This window comes from Niallia sp. HCP3S3_B10, assembly GCF_052064465.1.
Taxonomy (GTDB): Bacteria; Bacillota; Bacilli; order Bacillales; family Cytobacillaceae; genus Niallia; species Niallia hominis.
Genome location: NZ_JBQHVO010000011.1, coordinates 48,611 through 65,118 on the forward strand (window position 1 = coordinate 48,611; position 16,508 = coordinate 65,118).

Consider the following 16,508-nt stretch of genomic DNA (forward strand, 5'->3'; position numbering starts at 1 on the left):
TAGAAGAAAGAGCTAAAGTGATTAAAATAGGAGAGAGTTGGATGAGACGGATAGGAAAACAAACATTGTTCATTCTGTTACTATGCTTAACAGGTATTTTTGCTGGCTGTTATAAGGAACAAGGAAAACAGGAAGGGTATTTGCCGTCTAAGGCTACTTCCAAAACAATAGAAGCAAAAGAAGAGACTAAAAAGCTTAAAATAGGATTTTCAATGGATACCTTGAAAGAAGACAGATGGCAAAGAGACAGAGATTTATTTAAAGAAGCAGTGGAAGAACTAGGTGCAGAAGTAGAAAGCGTTGCTGCGAATGGTGATGACGCTTTGCAAATTTTACAGGCAGAGACGTTAATAAGCAAAGGGGTCGATTTATTAGTCGTAGTCCCACATAATGCAGAAGCAATGGCAACTATTGTGAACAAAGCTCATTCGTCTGGAATAAAGGTTCTCTCGTATGATCGATTAATAAAAAATGCCGAAGTCGATTTATATATTTCCTTTGATAATGAAATGGTTGGAACATTGCAGGCGGAAGCAATTACAAAATTAGTGCCAAAAGGGAAGTATGTATACATTGGAGGAGCAGATACGGATAATAATGCCCATCTTATTAAAAGAGGCGTATTTCAAGTTTTACAACCTTTTATAGATAGAGGTGATATTACCGTAGTGTATGATCAATGGTCAAAAAACTGGAATCCAGAATATGCATACAGTAACATGGAAGAGGCTTTAAAAGCAAATGACAATAAAATAGATGCTGTTATCGCGGCAAATGACGCAACTGCTGGAAGTGCCATTAAAGCACTTAAAAAATATGGACTAGAAGGGAAAATTCCTGTTGCTGGACAAGATGGCGATCTTCCAGCAGCACAACGGATAATCCAAGGAACTCAAACGATGACCGTATATAAGCCAATTAAAGCATTAGCTGAAGAAGTAGCTCAAATTGCTGTTCGGATGGCAAATGGAGAAATGATCCCTGTGGAGAATAAGGTGAATAATGGGAAAATAGAGGTTCCGACTATCTTGCTTTCACCAGTTGCTGTGACAAAAGAAAATATGGAAGAAACAATCATAAAAGATGATTTTCATTCAAAAGAAGAAGTGTATAAAAAATAAACGATTTCGTACCTATTTAGAGGTTATTGCATGTTCCATATGAAGAAGAGGGTATAATAGAAAATATCCAAATAACGATTGGAAGGGAGCTAATATGAGTAATAGTGAAATGAAAATAAATGCTGGCTGGAATTTTGATAACAGCTATGCTCGTCTTCCAGGTGTTTTTTATTCTGAAATGACGGTAAATCCAGTCAGTTCGCCAAGCTTGGTGAAGCTAAATTACGATTTGGCAAAGACATTAGGATTAAATACGGAACAATTGCAAAGCCCAGAGGTGATACAAGTATTAAGTGGTAATGAGATTCCGGAAGGAGGCTTTCCTCTTGCACAAGCGTATGCAGGGCATCAATTCGGCCATCCAACGATGCTTGGAGATGGAAGGGCAATGTTGATCGGTGAGCATATTACGCCGACAGGTGATAGAGTTGATGTTCAATTAAAAGGTTCTGGCCGCACTCCGTATTCTCGCGGAGGAGATGGGCGAGCTACTCTTAAGCCAATGCTGAGAGAGTATATTATAAGTGAAGCAATGCATGGACTTGGTATTCCAACAACAAGAAGTCTTGCAGTCGTGGCAACTGGAGAAAAGATTGTTCGTGAAACAGATTTGCCAGGAGCAATTTTAACGAGAGTTGCAGCAAGCCATCTGCGCGTAGGGACCTTTCAATATGCAGCTTCCCTTGATTCGAAGAAGGAACTAAAAGCCCTTGCAGATTATGCGATTGACCGCCACTTTCCAACGATTGAGAAAGATGGAAATCACTATTTAGCAATGTTTAAAGAGGTGATTAAACGTCAAGCTACCTTAATTGCAAAGTGGCAGTTGGTAGGATTCATCCATGGTGTTATGAATACGGATAATATGACAATCAGCGGAGAGACGATTGACTATGGTCCTTGTGCATTTATGGATACCTTTCATCTAGAGACGGTGTTTAGTTCCATCGATGTCCAAGGGCGTTATGCATATGGAAATCAGCCGAAAATCGCTGGCTGGAACTTGGCGAGGTTTGCGGAAGCCTTGTTGCCATTACTGCATGATAATGTGGAAAAAGCAGTGGAACTAGCCCAAAATGAATTATATGCATTTAATACGTATTATCAAGAGCATTGGCTTGATGGCATGAGAGGAAAGCTAGGATTACAAGCCAAAGAAGAAGAACAAGATGCAGAACTAAGTGAGAAGCTCCTTGGCATCATGCAAAATAATCGAGCTGACTTTACAGATACTTTCCGCTTTTTAGCATTAGGGGAAGTAGATAAATTGGAGCTAAGTAAAAATCAAGCATTTATTGATTGGCACAAGGCTTGGAAGGAAAGAATAGAGAGCCAAGAAGGTGGGGAAGTAGGCGCACGTGAAAAAATGAAAAAGCATAATCCAGTCGTCATTCCTCGTAATCACCTTGTAGAAGCAGCTCTTGATGCTGCAGAAGACGGGGATTTAAGTGTAATGGAAGAATTATTGCAAATGCTTTCTAATCCATATGCTTATACAAAAGAACAAATAGAATACGGCATAGCCCCGCAAAAGGTGAATCCAGCTTTTAAAACCTATTGTGGTACATGAGTTAAATGCAATAAATATAAAGTCCTTCAGTAAATGCTGAAAAAGGCAATTTGCGGTCCGCTTTTTTGTTAACGGCAATATGATTTAGGGACTGTTAAAGATGTCTAATCTTCTGTCATTTGCAGTGCTGTTTTGTGTATCAAGGGTTCGAGAGGGTCCGCACTTGTCGGTTGGGGTATAAGGGAAAGCATCTGGGTTGAAAAATAGACGGAAAAATTTCGCTTATTTAGTAATTATTATTAAAAAAGGCTTAAATAGACGGAGAGATTCCGCCTATTGACTCGAAAAATGCGAAAAAGGGAGAGTTTGCTTTGCATAATCGGAAAAAATCCCCTTATTTACCCCGAAAAAAGCTCTATTCTGCGTTTAACCGGAAAACTTCCGCTTATTTCCCTTTTGCCGATTACTTGATTCAGGACAAAACGTCTTGTTTAAAAGGGAGTGAGTCTAAGAAATCCTTATTTTAATGCATGACGGTGAACTGTACCAATAGTAAGTGGGGTTTTATATACCAATAACGCTGCCAATGCCACTGTCAAATCGACACACATTTAAAGAAAAGTACCTCAAAAAGGAACCCTTTAAAGGTAACAGAGAATCGCCCTTTGAGCCCCAACCCAAGAATACCAACAACAAAAGGTAACAGAGAAGGCATCTTACATCTTAAAGCCGATATAATCAAAAAGTAAAAAATGCTGTACGAAAAGTAGCTTGTTAAGCTGAAAATAATATAAAGTACAACCTGATAATACTGTGACATCAACATTAACAGGAGTTTATTTCAAGTAGAAATATACGCTAAAAAAAGACTTCTAAGTTAACCTTTTTCTCCTGGCAATAGCGCCTAAAAACTTATCTTCGAGCAAGGAAAAACATCTGCGAACCATCGCAGCACTTCGTTATGATGTCCAATAATCTGCTCTGCTGTTAATAAATTCGTATCCCAAGTGCTATGGGCATCAGACACGAGGGTCACTTTAAAATCATTGCTAAAAGCACTTCTACAAGTTGTATCCACACATGCTTCTGTTTGAATCCCAGTGATAATTAAATGCTCCCTTTCTAACTTCTTTATTTCTTTCTTTAAAGAAGTGTGAAAAAATGCATCTGGCGTTGTTTTCTGAATGATAATATCCTCCTTTTCTGGAGCGATTTCGGGATGGATTTCCCAACCATGTGTACCATATTCCAGCGGTTTACCAATTGCTGATTGATGCTGTATGTAAAAGACAGGTGTTTTTGTGAAGCGTGCTTGATCCAGTAAAGATTTGATACGACGAAGTAATTGCTCGCCATTATGTACGACATTCCCTTTTTGAAACATGCCATTTTGGACATCAATAATCAAAAGTGCTTTTTTCATTCTTTTCCCCCTATATATAAGTTTCGAAAGTACCCAATTGTTTATTGTGATACACCACATCTAACGTTCGCTTTTTTTCTCCTTTTCTCCTTATTATGCCAGTTCTTTATGAAAATTAGAATAAGAAGTGATTGGGCCTTGATTCTAAGGAGAGAATAGGAAAATGAAACTTTTTCTACATCCAATCAGTATATGTATATATCATCCTTTTTCAAGGGTAGGAAAGCAGTAAGAGGATAATTAAGTTATTATTAGTATATTGATAGATAAATAAATTGAGGTGATTAACTTGATCCTTCATTATAAATGTCCAAATTGTGGGGGAGACATGAGCTTTAATGCAGATACTGGCAGTTTATCTTGCCCTAGCTGCGGAAATGAAGAGAATATTGAAAACTATCCAGAAAACTTAATGTCTGCATCATTTGAAGAAAATGAAGTAAAGGAGTACCATTGTGACAACTGTGGTGCAGTGTTATTAACAGAAGCAGATACTACGGCAACCAATTGTAGTTTTTGTGGTGCGGGAATAGTGATCGCCGATCGGTTGGCAGGTGTGCTTGCCCCTAAAAAAGTAATTCCTTTTACCATCAGTAAAGAAGAGGCCATCATAGCCTTTCGAAAATGGTGCAGAAAAGGACTTCTAACACCAAAAGGATTTATGAGTGCAGATCGGATAAAAAGCATTACAGGTATGTACGTTCCATTTTGGCTTTATGATTTAAATAGTGATGTGGATGTAACAGCATCATGTACGAAGGTTCGGACTTATACAAGTGGGGATTATATTTATACGGAAACGAAGTATTATGAAGCCTATCGGAAAATAAATTTAGATTATGTGAAAATTCCAGTAGATGCTTCTGAAAAAATGAATGACGAGCTAATGGATAAATTAGAGCCTTTTCCTTATGAACAGCTAAAAGATTTTAAAACACCTTATCTTGCTGGCTTTATATCGGAAAAATATAATTATACAGATTCAGCGTTATTGCCGAGAGCAAAAGATAAAATTAGTGATTATGTTGATTCCTTTGTGCACTCCACTTTCGCTGGATATCATTCGATTCATTATCGAGATAAAAATATTGATACGAGAGCGGTGCGAAGTGACTATGTGTTACTTCCTGTATGGATGGTAAGCTATGATTATGAAAACCAAGAGCATATTTTTGCGATGAATGGGCAAACAGGAAAAGTAGTAGGAAAACCGCCAATTAGTAAAGGAAAAGTGGCATTATGGTTTAGTGGAATTGCCGCTAGTTCCTTCCTAGCATTAAAATGTGTCTCCTTCTTTATGGGAGGTGGCTTCTTTTGAGAAAGTTGTTAATCAAGTATAGTAGTTTCCTTTTTATTGCCTTGGCAATAATGTCCATTTTTTCTGGTATGACAGTAAAGGCGGCTTCAGAAAACCAAAAGCAATTTGTTTTTGATCAAGCAATGCTTTTAACAGATACGGAAAGAACAGAACTAGAAAGCTTGGCAGTGGAATTAGGGGAAGAAACGGAAACGGCATTATTGGTACTAACATTAGATGGTACAGATGGAAAAGACATCAAGAAATACGTTGAGGATTATTATGATGATGAGGCACCTGGCTATGATCAGCCTTTTGGAAATACAGCTATTTTGGCAATTGACATGGAACAAAGGGATATTTATTTAGCCGGCTTTAAAAAGGCAGAAGATAATTTGGATAATGCTACTTTAGATTATATTCGGGAACAAATAACGCCAGCTTTATCTGAAGGTGACTATTTTGAGGCCTTCTCAACCTTTATGCATGAATCAGCCTATTATTTGGTTGATGATCCAGCAAATTTAGAAAATGATTATGATTACAGTGGAATTGCTGACTCTCGAAATGAATATATCGAAGGAAATAGTTCAAATGGGATGCTAGGACTTCTTTCTCATTGGGGCTTCCAATTGATTGTTTCTATTGTGCTTGCGGGAATTGTAGTGAGTATTATGGTCTTCCAATCAGGCGGAAAAGTAACGGTAAATGGCAATACGTATATGGATAAACGAAATTCAAAGATTATAAATAGACATGATCGCTTTATTCGAAAAACAGTGACAAAACAACGAAAGCCACAAAATAATTCAGGTGGTGGTGGAGGGATTACTGGTGGTGGTCACTCCCATAGTGGAAGTAGAGGGAAATTCTAAACAGTTATTTGAATAATGAAAGGGGATAGAACGATGTCATTTTTTCGCAATCAATTTGCAAATGTTGTGGAATGGGAAGAATTCAGAGAAGATATGATCTTCTATAAATGGAAAAACCGTGAAATTAAGAAGGGCAGTAAATTAATTATTCGCCCAGGGCAAGACGCTATCTTTTTAAACAATGGCAGTATAGAGGGAGCATTCCAAGAAGATGGAGAGTATGATATTGAGTCACAAATCGTCCCATTTTTATCAACTTTAAAAGGTTTCAAATTTGGATTTAACAGCGGAATGCGTGTAGAGGTGCTATTTGTCAATACAAAGGAATTTACGGTTAAATGGGGTACGAAAAATGCGATAAATATACCAGCAACTGGACTTCCTGGAGGAATGCCAATTCGAGCGAACGGAACCTTTCAATTTAAAGTAAATGATTATATTTCTTTAATTGATAAAATCGCAGGAATTAAGAACCAGTATTTAGTGGAAGATGTAAAAATACGCATTATCTCCGTTCTAGATCAGCTTCTTATGAAATGGATTGTCACAGAAGGGAAGGATATGTTTAATCTGCAGGCAAATGCCTTTGAAATTGCTAAAGGCATAAGAGAAGATTTAGATAGTCAAATGGCCGAAAGCGGACTTACTATCACAGGCTTCCAAATCATGAGCTTTAGCTATCCGAAGGAAGTACAGGATATGATTAATAAAAATGCATCCCATGGAATGGTTGGCAATATTGATAAATATCAACAAATCTCCATGATAGATAGCATGTCTAGTGGGAAAAATTCTGGTGGTGGAACGGCATCTGACATGGCTGGAATGATGATGGGCATGAATATGGCTAATCAAATGATGGATAAAATGAATAAGCAAAATCAAAACCAGCAGCAAAATCAACAACCAGCATCGGAACCAGCATCGGAACCAGCACCACAGAGTCAGGAGAAAAAGCAGCGACCGAATTTCTGTCCAAATTGTGGGACGAAAACAGGGGAAGGGAATTTTTGCTCCAATTGTGGACATAAGTTAGTATAAAAATGGATACAGGACGGTTCTACTCGTTAGCGAGCCGTCCTGTTTTTTTGCGTGAATGTTCTTAACAAAAAATAAATTTAAGGGGATAATACTAATATCTTAATAAATAATTTGTATTAAAGAGGGAAGTAAATGAGCAACGAGAATAATATGGAGCGACGATTAAACACATTTATACAAGTATCGAAAAATATTACGACAAATGATAGTTTAAAGGAATTGATTCAGCAAATTATCGAAGACGTTATTGGCGCTATTGATAAGGCAGATGCAGGATTTTTATTGCTTTGGAATGAGGAAAATCAGTATTTGGAAATTGAGGCTGCCGTTAATTTTAAGGAAGATATCTATTTGCAAAATAAGCTGCTAGAAGGAGAAGGGATTAGCGGAACCGTTTTTGCAGAAGGTAGAAGCATGTTAATCAATACAATCGACGAAATTGAAAAAGCAATGTCCAATATGCGGAATAAGACACTTCAATATTATCTGAAATCGACGGTTCATGCTTTAATGCCAGTTAGCTGTATGTCTGTGTTGCTTGTTTATCAGCAGCAAAAAATTGGCGTTCTTACGATTGATAACTTTAAAAATGAAGGCTTTTTCACAGAAGAGGATTTACGATTTCTAGAAGCAATCGGGAGTCAAATAGCCATCTCTATTGTAAATGCACGTGCTTTTTATGAAAAACAACAAAGAGCTCTACAGTTAGAAACAATTCTTAAACTGCATAATCAATTAAATGAGTCAGTGCTAGAAGGAAACGGGATGCAATCACTTGTAAAAAGTCTTGCCCGAAATCCAAATGATTGCATTTATTATTTTGATTCATTAGGTCGGCTTGATATATCTCATCCAACCTCTAGCGGCGATGTTTCATTTTTAAGCGACTGGCTTAGGGAAAATCGGAAAGTCCTGCAAATCCAGCAGCTACAGAAAATATATAAAAGGGAGGAGTTGTTTGGACAGGCATTATCTGTGCAATCTTCATTTGGAACAATTGGTTATTTAGTGATTACAGGAAAAAGCGTTCCACTCGATATTGTGGGAGAGCTTTCCTTTCAGCATGCTGCTTCTATTATTGCGATTGAGCAAATAAAGCTCCAAGAACAATTAAAGAGCAGACAAGCGGAAAAGGAAGCTTTATTAAAAGATATTTTAAACGTGAATTTAACTACAGAGGTTCAAGGCTATTTAAAAAAACAGGAGATGATTCCTTCCAAGTACTTTGTCTTTCTTGTAATCAAAAGCAAGCAGCATTCCTTTGAAGAACTAACGCAGTTTCATTTGCTAGAGGAAGGGATGCGGCAAGTATTCAAAAAAGAATTTTCAGTGATGATTTTCCCAAATCGAAATAAACTATTTCTGCTGTTAGGCGCAAAGAAGGAAGATTCGGGGAATGTTCAAGTTGTTAGACAATATATAGAACGATTACAAGCGAGCTATAAGGATATACTCGTTTATATTGGCCGTCCGGTTTACTCGATGCGTCACCTCCCCATCTCCTATAAAGATGCTGAATTATTAGAGAAAGAGATGGAGCTCATTCAAAAAGAGGAATCGGTGTTTGACTTTCAAGCTCTTGGCTATAAGCGCTACTTATTTAATGTACCAGAAGAAGAAGCAGAATACTTTGTAGAAAATATTTTGGGACCTATTCTTTCCCAAGTAAATAATCGAACAAAAAATGAATGGTTGAGTACCTTACAAAGCTACTTATATTCGAATAAAAATGTCTCAAAAACAGCTGAAATAATGCATCTTCACCAAAATACGGTCTACTATCGAATTCAACAAATTCAGGAAAAATTGAACTGTGACTTTGATAATCTAGACCACTTAACTAATTTAAAGGTAGCATTGTTTTTGTATGAACGACAAGAACAAGGAACGATGGGGAATGAAGAGTATTAACAAACAGCATTACGGAAACATTCCTCTTAAAAAGCTATTGAAAAGCCAAACAATCATACGAAAAATTTCGTGTAATTGTTTGGCTCTGTCTTTGGCTAAAATACATATGTCCCAGCTTCTTTTTCCTTTTATTCGTTGATCAAGCTTTCTTGTTTAATTTCGACAGACTCATTCTTTAAATAGTGTAATGCTGCAGTTCCTAGTGTCTTGGCTGCGATTAAAAGTGACCGCTCATCAATATTGAATCTAGGATGATGATGTGGATATACTTCTTTCCAATTAGGATCCATGGCACCTGTAAAGAAGAAGGCGCCTTTTACATGCTGTAAGTAGTATGCGAAATCTTCTCCGCCCATAAGTGGATCACAAATTCTTACTTGTTGCACTTCTTCTATTTGTTCTGCATGCTTGATAATAAAGTCTGTTTCTTCTTGATGGTTCACAACAGCAGGATAGCCACGTTTAAAACGATAATCATAAGTTGCATCAACCATCTCACAGGATGCCTTGATGACATTTCCAATTTCCTTCTCGATTAAGTCACGAGCTTCATCGTGGAATGTTCGCGCTGTTCCGCTTAATTTTACAGTATCAGCAATAACATTAAAGGGATTCTGCGCTTCAAAGCTACCAATAGAAACAACAGCAGGGTGTAATGGATTTACTCTTCTTGAAACAATTTGCTGTACATTTGTAATAAATTGGGCACCAATCATAATCGCGTCTTTCGTCATATGTGGCTCGGATCCGTGGCCGCCCTTTCCTTGAATGGTAATATCGAATTGGTCGGCAGCTGCCATAATAGGACCTGCGTTAATCATAATATTTCCAAGTGGTTCTGTTGCCCATAGATGGGTACCGAAAATAACATCCACCCCTTCTAAACATCCATCCTCAATCATTGCAATCGCACCACCTGGAGATAGCTCTTCCGCAAATTGATGAATAAAGACAATGGTTCCTTCGATGTCTGACTGCAGCTTGTTCAATGCTTTTGCTAAAACTAATAAAGTAGCAGTATGACCATCATGACCACAAGCATGCATAACGCCGTCTACTTTGGATTTATAAGGGATATCATTTTCCTCTTGGATAGCAAGTGCATCAAAGTCCGCACGTAATGCAACGGTTTTACCAGGTTTGCTGCCTCTAAGTGTAGCAACAACTCCACGACCGCCGACACCTGTTCTTACTTCATGCCCTAATTTTTGATGATATTCTGCAATATAAGCAGGTGTATATACTTCATGATAGGATAATTCTGGATGTTCATGGAGATGACGACGAATGTCAATCATCTCTTGTTCATATTCCTTTAATAGTGAAAATAAAGCTTCCATGTTACTTACCCCTCATTTCCATTTTTTTAAAATTATATGTAGCATGGCAACCTAAATTTCAGGTTGCACATGGTGAATGTCTAAATTATTTTAAGAAGATAGGGTCTCCTGGTCCTAATGGAAGTCCACATAAATACCAGACTGAGAACAATAAAATCCAACTAATCGCAAAGAAGATAGAATAAGGAAGCAATGCTGATATTAGAGTTCCAATCCCAATCGACTTATCGTGTTTTCTAGCAAAAGCTAAAAGGATCGCAAAGTAGGCAAGCATTGGTGTGATTGGATTTGTGATAGAATCTCCAATTCGATAAGCCATTTGCGTTAATGCTGGGCTATAGCCTAAATACATAAACATCGGAACAAAGATTGTAGATAGTAATGCCCATTTTGCAGATGCGCTGGCAATTAATAGATTAATAAACGAACAAATAATGATGAAACCAATAATCATTGGCAGACCAGTAAAGTTCATCGCTTGAAGCAATTCTGCACCTTTAATCGCAAGAATCGGACCAATATTGCTCCAGCTAAAGTAAGCAATCATTTGTGCAGCGACAAAAGCTAGCACGATAAACGGAGCTAAGTCTGCAATGGATTTAAATAGTTTTTCCGCAATATCTTTATCACTTTTAACCGTTTTAGAGCCAATACCATATGCTAAAGCAGGTAATAAAAAGAAAAATAGCATGAGTGGAACGATTGAGGACATAAATGGCGAGTTAATAACAGAGCCTGTCTCTAAATCGCGTAGCCAACCATTTCTTGGAATAACCATTAATAAAATGACAGCTAAATAGATGATTAAGGTAATACCGGCAAAACGTAATCCTCTTTTTTCATTTGCAGTTACTTGCTCTAGTTGTTGTACTACACCTGTGTATTTACCAAAGCGAGGTTCCACAAATTTTACGGTAACCCAAGTAGTGACAGCAACTAATAAAAAGGTAGAAATGATTAAGAAATAATAATTCATCGTAGGATTTCCAACATAATTAGGATCTACCGTTTTTGCAGCTTGTTCTGTAATACCGGCTACTAATACATCTAAAGAATTAAGAATCAGATTTGCACTATAGCCACCAGCAATAGCTGCATAAGTGGCAATAAGACCCACAATAGGACTTCTTCCCACACTCATAAAAATAAGCGCTGCAATTGGTGGGAACACGATAAATGCCGCATCTGCTGCAATATTGCCAAGGACTCCTGTTAAAACAATAACAGGAAGGATTAATTTTTTTGGTGCACTTAACACCGTTCTTTTCATAACCGTTTGAATAAGACCTGTCGTTTCTGCAAGACCAACCCCTAGCATAATGACTAATACTAGTCCAAATGGAGGGAAGGAAGTAAAGTTGCTCACCATACTTGTTAAGATTTGAATAATACCTTCTCGATTCAGTAAATTAACTACTTCAATAGTCTCGCCTGAGCTAGGATTAGTAGCAGAGACACCAATTAAAGATAGTAAATAAGAAGCGACTAAAATAATGGCTGACATGATGACAAACAAGGTAATAGGATCAGGTAACTTATTACCTGCACGTTCAATGATGTTTAAAAACTTGTCCACTAGTTTTGTTTTACTAGGCGGTGTTGGTTCGGCATAGTTTGGATGTTTTTTTGCAAGTTCGCTCATATGTACCTCCGTGTTGTGAAGTGTTTTTGGATTTTTTAAAATTATACGAATATTTAAGAAAATAATCTATGGAATAAATTCTAAATTTCTTCCTTATTTTTGTGTTCAAATACAAAGAGGTGGTCGGATAGAGGCTTAGGAAAGATGCACCTTTACGGTTTACAATAAATAAAATATAAAGTAGTATGTAATAGGTTTAAAGATTACTAGCAAGGAGTTGAATTTTTATGAGTACTCGAATGTGTATGGAACCTGATCCGGAACCCACGGCCATGAAAGAGGGAGTCATGAATAACCCTTCCTTTAGAAGTTTGAATGCTGATAAAGATTCAACTTTATTTGGCAGAGCATTTTGACTTCCTCTAAACAAGAGGAGGTAAGAACATGAGAAAAATTTATATTTCTACTGAAGAAGGAATGCTGAAAGAAACGGATAGCATGATGGATGGCTGCTGGATTAATTTAATTGCACCAACAGAAGCAGAAATTACAGAAATTGCTACCGGTTTAGACATTCCATTAGCGTTTATGAAAGATCCCTTGGATGAAGAAGAGCGTTCAAGAATTGAAAAGGATGGGGAAAATGTCTTAATTATCGTGAATCTCCCCCTTGTTTCCTTTGATGAGAAAAGTATGCCTATTTATGACACAATCCCATTAGGTATGATTATTGCCAAGAATTGCTTTATTACGGTTTGCTTAAAGGATAATCCGATATTTTACCAGTTTTCTGAAGGCAGAATGAAGAGCTTTTTTACGTATAAAAAGACACGATTCTCCCTGCAAATATTATACTGTATGGCAACTGCCTATTTAAAATATTTAAAGCAAATTAGCAAGAAGACAGATACTATTGAAAAAGAACTTCACCAATCTATGAAAAACAAAGAGCTATTTTCCTTGCTTAATATCGAAAAAAGCTTGGTGTATTTTACCACTTCCTTAAAATCAAATAATATTGTCATGCAAAAAATGCTCAAAAGCAATTATTTGAAAATGTATGAAGATGATCAAGAATTGCTAGAAGATGTAATTATTGAGAATCAGCAGGCAATTGAGATGGCTGAAACCCATATGTCTATTTTAAGTGGGATGATGGACGCTTTTGCTTCTGTTATTTCAAATAATGTCAATATTGTCATGAAATTCTTAACATCTTTCACGATTATTTTGTCATTACCAACAATGGTTGCAAGCTTTTATGGAATGAATGTTCATATTCCATATCAAGATGTACCATATTCTTTTACAATTGCGATTATGATTTCCTTCCTATTATCAGGCGTAACTGCTTTGATCTTTTGGAAGAAGCGGTTTTTTTAATAAAGGGGCCTGCTCGTTGTCTCTAACTCCTCCATTTTGAAGTGGAGGAGTTTTCTAATAAAAGGAGCGGAATTCTTTAGGAGTATATCCTGTTTCTTTTTTAAAGGTGGCAACAAAGTGACTTGTATCATTGAATCCAGTTAGAAAGGTAATGTCTTTTATTTTTACATCTCTTTTTGTAACTAAAATTTCTTTAGCCTTTTTGATTCGATAAGCAAGTACATATTGATAGACGGAAATGCCAACAAATCGTCTAAAAAGCTTGTTCAAATACTGTGGCGATATAAAGAGCCTTCCTGCTATATCGGAAATATCACATTTTTCTCCATAGTTTGTTTCAATCCATTCGATAGTAGGGGAGATATATTGATGATATAAATCATTCTTTTGAAACGTTCTGTGTAAACCATGATCCCGGATATTTAGTAAGAAGTTATACACGTCAACGGAAAGCTTTTGCTGTACAGAGTTTTTGTTTTCGTTTTTTATATGTGATAACATCCTCTGCGTCCAATCACTATAGGAAAAATCAGGACAGTCATTTGCTAGATAGTAAGAGGAAGTACCAAGTATCTCGGCTATACTTGCGGAAAAAGTACCGTTAATTGTCATAAAGTTTGTGCGCCATCCTTTTGCTGAAATCGATTCATAAAAGTGGGGAACAAATGGTGCGATAAGTATCCCTTCTTGAGGATGCAATTGGATTTTTTCATTTGCAATCGTTACTTCCCCTAATCCTTCTGCTGTTTGTAGCCAGTGATAGTAAGGATATCCCTCTTCTCTTAAGACCATTGGTTGTTCCCACATATACCCAATGCTTTCAATGGAAAAAGGATTGAAATGATCTAGTAAATTAAAATATACTTCCATTTATGTATCCCCTTACAATAGTTTCATAATTTTATATAAACTAGTTACTCTTATTATACTTTTTCTCCATTTGCCTTTCTATAATGAATGTATAAAAAGTGCGGAGGGATGAAATATGGAGAAAAAATTGTTTAATCGTTTTTTGTATGGAGGAGATTATAATCCGAATCAGTGGCCAAAGGATATCTGGGAAGAGGATATGCGCATTTTTAAAAAGGCAGGAATTAATTCGGCAACAATCAATGTTTTTTCATGGGCAAAAATTCAGCCTTCGGAAGAAGTATATTATTTTGATGAGCTAGACGAAATCATAGAAATGCTAAGTAAGGATAGGTATGACATTATTCTCGCTACTTCTACTGCTTCTTTGCCTGCATGGATGGTAAAAAGATATCCTGAAGTGGCGCGAACCGATTATGAAGGAAGACATCATAAGTTTGGACAAAGACATAATGCTTGTCCGAACAGTCTTGTTTATCAGAAGTTTGCTAGCAAATTGGCAGGAAAACTTGCAGAAAGATATGGAAGCAATCCCCATGTAACCTGTTGGCATATTAATAATGAGTATGGGGGCGAGTGCTATTGCGAAAACTGTGAGAAGGCCTTTCGTGTATGGCTAAAAAATCGCTATAAAACGATTGAAGCACTAAACAAAGCATGGAACTTAGACATTCTGGGGTCATACTATTTATGAATGGGATGAAGTAGTATTGCCGAATGCACTAAGTGAAGGAATTGGCAGCGATAAAACCGCTTTTGCAGGAATATCTATAGATTATCGCCGTTTCAACTCGGATAGCATGCTGGAAAATTTCAAGATGGAACGAGATTCGATTCGGAAATACGATACTGAAACGCCAATCACTACAAATTTAATGGGTACTTACAAAAATTTAGATTACTTTAAATGGGCAAAAGAGATGGACATTGTTTCCTGGGACAATTATCCAAGCTATAATACACCATTAAGCTATACAGCGATGTGCCATGATTTGATGCGCGGGCTTAAAGATGGGCAACCATTTATGCTAATGGAACAAACCCCAAGTCAACAAAACTGGCAGCCTTATAATTCCTTAAAAAGACCAGGGAAAATGCGTGCGCAAAGCTACCAGACAATTGCCCATGGAGCTGACACCATCCAATTTTTCCAGCTACGCCGTTCAGTAGGGGCATGTGAAAAATTTCATGGTGCTGTCATTGAACATGTTGGACATGAAAATACACGAGTGTTTCGAGAAGTGATGGAGCTTGGAAAAGAACTACAGCAATTAGAGGAAATTCTAGGATCAACAATAAAAAGTAAAGTCGGCATCATGTTTGACTGGGAAAATTATTGGGCGCTGGAGTATACGAGTGGACCAAATAAAGATTTAACCTATGTAGACCAAATCCATCAGTACTATCAATATTTTTATAATGAAAATATTCTAGTCGATATGATTTCGGTCGATAGTGATCTCTCTAAATATGATGTGGTGGTAGCCCCAGTTCTTTATATGATGAAAGCAGGCTTGGCAGAGCGCATTACAGCGTTTGTTGAAAATGGAGGACAGTTTGTCACTACCTTTATGAGCGGTATTGTGAATGAATCAGATAATGTATACCTAGGAGGATACCCAGGACCATTGCGCAAAATAGCTGGAATATGGGTAGAAGAAATAGATGCATTAGCGCCAGAGCAAAAAAATGCCGTTGCATTTAATGATGGAAATGCATATACCTGTACGTTACTATGTGACATTATTCATCTCGAAGGTGCAGAGGCCATTGCCACCTATAAAGAGGATTTCTACAGTGATACTCCAGCAATTACGAAAAATTCGTATGGGAAAGGGAATGTCTGGTATGTTGGCACACAAGTAGAGCAAGAGGGCATTGCCCATTTATTCGATCAAGTGATAGCAGAAACGACTGTAAAACCAATCTGCACGAACGGAAAAGGTCTAGAAATTACGAAAAGAGACACAGCAGATTCCTCCTATTATTTTGTTATTAATCAACATCCAAAGATACAGAAATTGCCAGAAGAGCTTGTTGGCAAACTAAATCTATTAACCGGAGAAGTAGTAAAAGAAGCACTAGAGCTAGAGCAATTTGCTGTGCTTTTATTGAAATAATAATTTTGCTGCACCGATGTTGGTGCAGCTTTTTG

At 37.1% G+C, this 16,508-nt stretch carries 12 protein-coding genes and 1 pseudogene; 9 read left to right on the plus strand and 4 right to left on the minus strand.

Annotated features, from left to right (window positions below):
- Positions 1-41: 41 nt before the first annotated feature.
- Both xylF and ACTNDN_RS07740 read left to right on the plus strand, forming a co-directional pair.
- Positions 42-1,121: a D-xylose ABC transporter substrate-binding protein gene (gene xylF, locus ACTNDN_RS07735; protein WP_031536097.1), complete on the plus strand. Its 1,080-nt coding sequence runs from the start codon at positions 42-44 to the stop codon at positions 1,119-1,121.
- A 94-nt stretch (positions 1,122-1,215) separates the two neighbouring features.
- Positions 1,216-2,691 (plus strand): protein adenylyltransferase SelO, encoded by a 1,476-nt coding sequence (locus ACTNDN_RS07740; protein WP_441131035.1) that lies wholly within the window; start codon positions 1,216-1,218, stop codon positions 2,689-2,691.
- Positions 2,692-3,535: 844 nt separating this feature from the next.
- On the opposite strand, the gene ACTNDN_RS07745 is transcribed toward ACTNDN_RS07740, so the two are convergent.
- Positions 3,536-4,054, minus strand: a complete 519-nt coding sequence (locus ACTNDN_RS07745; RefSeq protein WP_349204834.1) for a cysteine hydrolase family protein — start codon at positions 4,052-4,054, stop codon at positions 3,536-3,538.
- Between the two features lie 289 nt (positions 4,055-4,343).
- Between ACTNDN_RS07745 and ACTNDN_RS07750 the strand changes: the two genes are divergently transcribed.
- From ACTNDN_RS07750 to ACTNDN_RS07765, 4 genes are all read left to right on the plus strand, one after another.
- Positions 4,344-5,372: a TFIIB-type zinc ribbon-containing protein gene (locus tag ACTNDN_RS07750; protein ID WP_349204836.1), complete on the plus strand. Its 1,029-nt coding sequence runs from the start codon at positions 4,344-4,346 to the stop codon at positions 5,370-5,372.
- Positions 5,369-6,226 (plus strand): TPM domain-containing protein, encoded by an 858-nt coding sequence (locus ACTNDN_RS07755; RefSeq protein WP_441131036.1) that lies wholly within the window; start codon positions 5,369-5,371, stop codon positions 6,224-6,226. The genes ACTNDN_RS07750 and ACTNDN_RS07755 overlap by 4 nt, the downstream gene beginning before the upstream one ends.
- A 33-nt stretch (positions 6,227-6,259) precedes the next feature.
- Positions 6,260-7,267, plus strand: a complete 1,008-nt coding sequence (locus tag ACTNDN_RS07760; protein ID WP_441131037.1) for an SPFH domain-containing protein — start codon at positions 6,260-6,262, stop codon at positions 7,265-7,267.
- A gap of 132 nt (positions 7,268-7,399) precedes the next feature.
- Positions 7,400-9,178: a helix-turn-helix domain-containing protein gene (locus ACTNDN_RS07765; protein ID WP_441131038.1), complete on the plus strand. Its 1,779-nt coding sequence runs from the start codon at positions 7,400-7,402 to the stop codon at positions 9,176-9,178.
- Between the two features lie 128 nt (positions 9,179-9,306).
- Here the strand turns inward: ACTNDN_RS07765 and ACTNDN_RS07770 are convergent, their stop codons facing one another.
- Together ACTNDN_RS07770 and ACTNDN_RS07775 are read right to left on the minus strand one after the other, a co-directional pair.
- Entirely contained in the window at positions 9,307-10,518 is a 1,212-nt protein-coding gene (locus tag ACTNDN_RS07770; RefSeq protein ID WP_441131039.1) for a M20 family metallopeptidase, read from the minus strand.
- An 85-nt stretch (positions 10,519-10,603) separates the two neighbouring features.
- Entirely contained in the window at positions 10,604-12,160 is a 1,557-nt protein-coding gene (locus ACTNDN_RS07775) for an AbgT family transporter (protein WP_048719342.1), read from the minus strand.
- A gap of 227 nt (positions 12,161-12,387) precedes the next feature.
- Here ACTNDN_RS07775 and ACTNDN_RS07780 point away from each other — a divergent pair, with 227 nt between their 5' ends.
- Both ACTNDN_RS07780 and ACTNDN_RS07785 read left to right on the plus strand, forming a co-directional pair.
- Positions 12,388-12,516, plus strand: coding sequence for a hypothetical protein (locus ACTNDN_RS07780; RefSeq protein ID WP_269320374.1), 129 nt, complete (start codon positions 12,388-12,390; stop codon positions 12,514-12,516).
- 28 nt (positions 12,517-12,544) lie between these two features.
- Positions 12,545-13,483 (plus strand): magnesium transporter CorA family protein, encoded by a 939-nt coding sequence (locus tag ACTNDN_RS07785; RefSeq protein ID WP_031536115.1) that lies wholly within the window; start codon positions 12,545-12,547, stop codon positions 13,481-13,483.
- Between the two features lie 54 nt (positions 13,484-13,537).
- Here ACTNDN_RS07785 and ACTNDN_RS07790 read toward each other — a convergent pair whose 3' ends face one another.
- Positions 13,538-14,353 (minus strand): AraC family transcriptional regulator, encoded by an 816-nt coding sequence (locus ACTNDN_RS07790; RefSeq protein WP_031536118.1) that lies wholly within the window; start codon positions 14,351-14,353, stop codon positions 13,538-13,540.
- A 115-nt stretch (positions 14,354-14,468) separates the two neighbouring features.
- Here ACTNDN_RS07790 and ACTNDN_RS07795 point away from each other — a divergent pair.
- Positions 14,469-16,473: pseudogene (locus ACTNDN_RS07795) on the plus strand (beta-galactosidase).
- Positions 16,474-16,508: the final 35 nt, after the last annotated feature.

Coding starts and splice junctions, on each gene's coding strand:
- ACTNDN_RS07785 (WP_031536115.1), top strand. CDS start 12,545: ATGAGAAAAATTTATATTTCTACTGAAGAAGGAATGCTGAAAGAAACG.
- ACTNDN_RS07740 (WP_441131035.1), top strand. CDS start 1,216: ATGAGTAATAGTGAAATGAAAATAAATGCTGGCTGGAATTTTGATAAC.
- ACTNDN_RS07770 (WP_441131039.1), bottom strand. CDS start 10,518: ATGGAAGCTTTATTTTCACTATTAAAGGAATATGAACAAGAGATGATT.
- ACTNDN_RS07790 (WP_031536118.1), bottom strand. CDS start 14,353: ATGGAAGTATATTTTAATTTACTAGATCATTTCAATCCTTTTTCCATT.
- ACTNDN_RS07775 (WP_048719342.1), bottom strand. CDS start 12,160: ATGAGCGAACTTGCAAAAAAACATCCAAACTATGCCGAACCAACACCG.
- ACTNDN_RS07745 (WP_349204834.1), bottom strand. CDS start 4,054: ATGAAAAAAGCACTTTTGATTATTGATGTCCAAAATGGCATGTTTCAA.
- ACTNDN_RS07760 (WP_441131037.1), top strand. CDS start 6,260: ATGTCATTTTTTCGCAATCAATTTGCAAATGTTGTGGAATGGGAAGAA.
- ACTNDN_RS07780 (WP_269320374.1), top strand. CDS start 12,388: ATGAGTACTCGAATGTGTATGGAACCTGATCCGGAACCCACGGCCATG.
- xylF (WP_031536097.1), top strand. CDS start 42: ATGAGACGGATAGGAAAACAAACATTGTTCATTCTGTTACTATGCTTA.
- ACTNDN_RS07765 (WP_441131038.1), top strand. CDS start 7,400: ATGAGCAACGAGAATAATATGGAGCGACGATTAAACACATTTATACAA.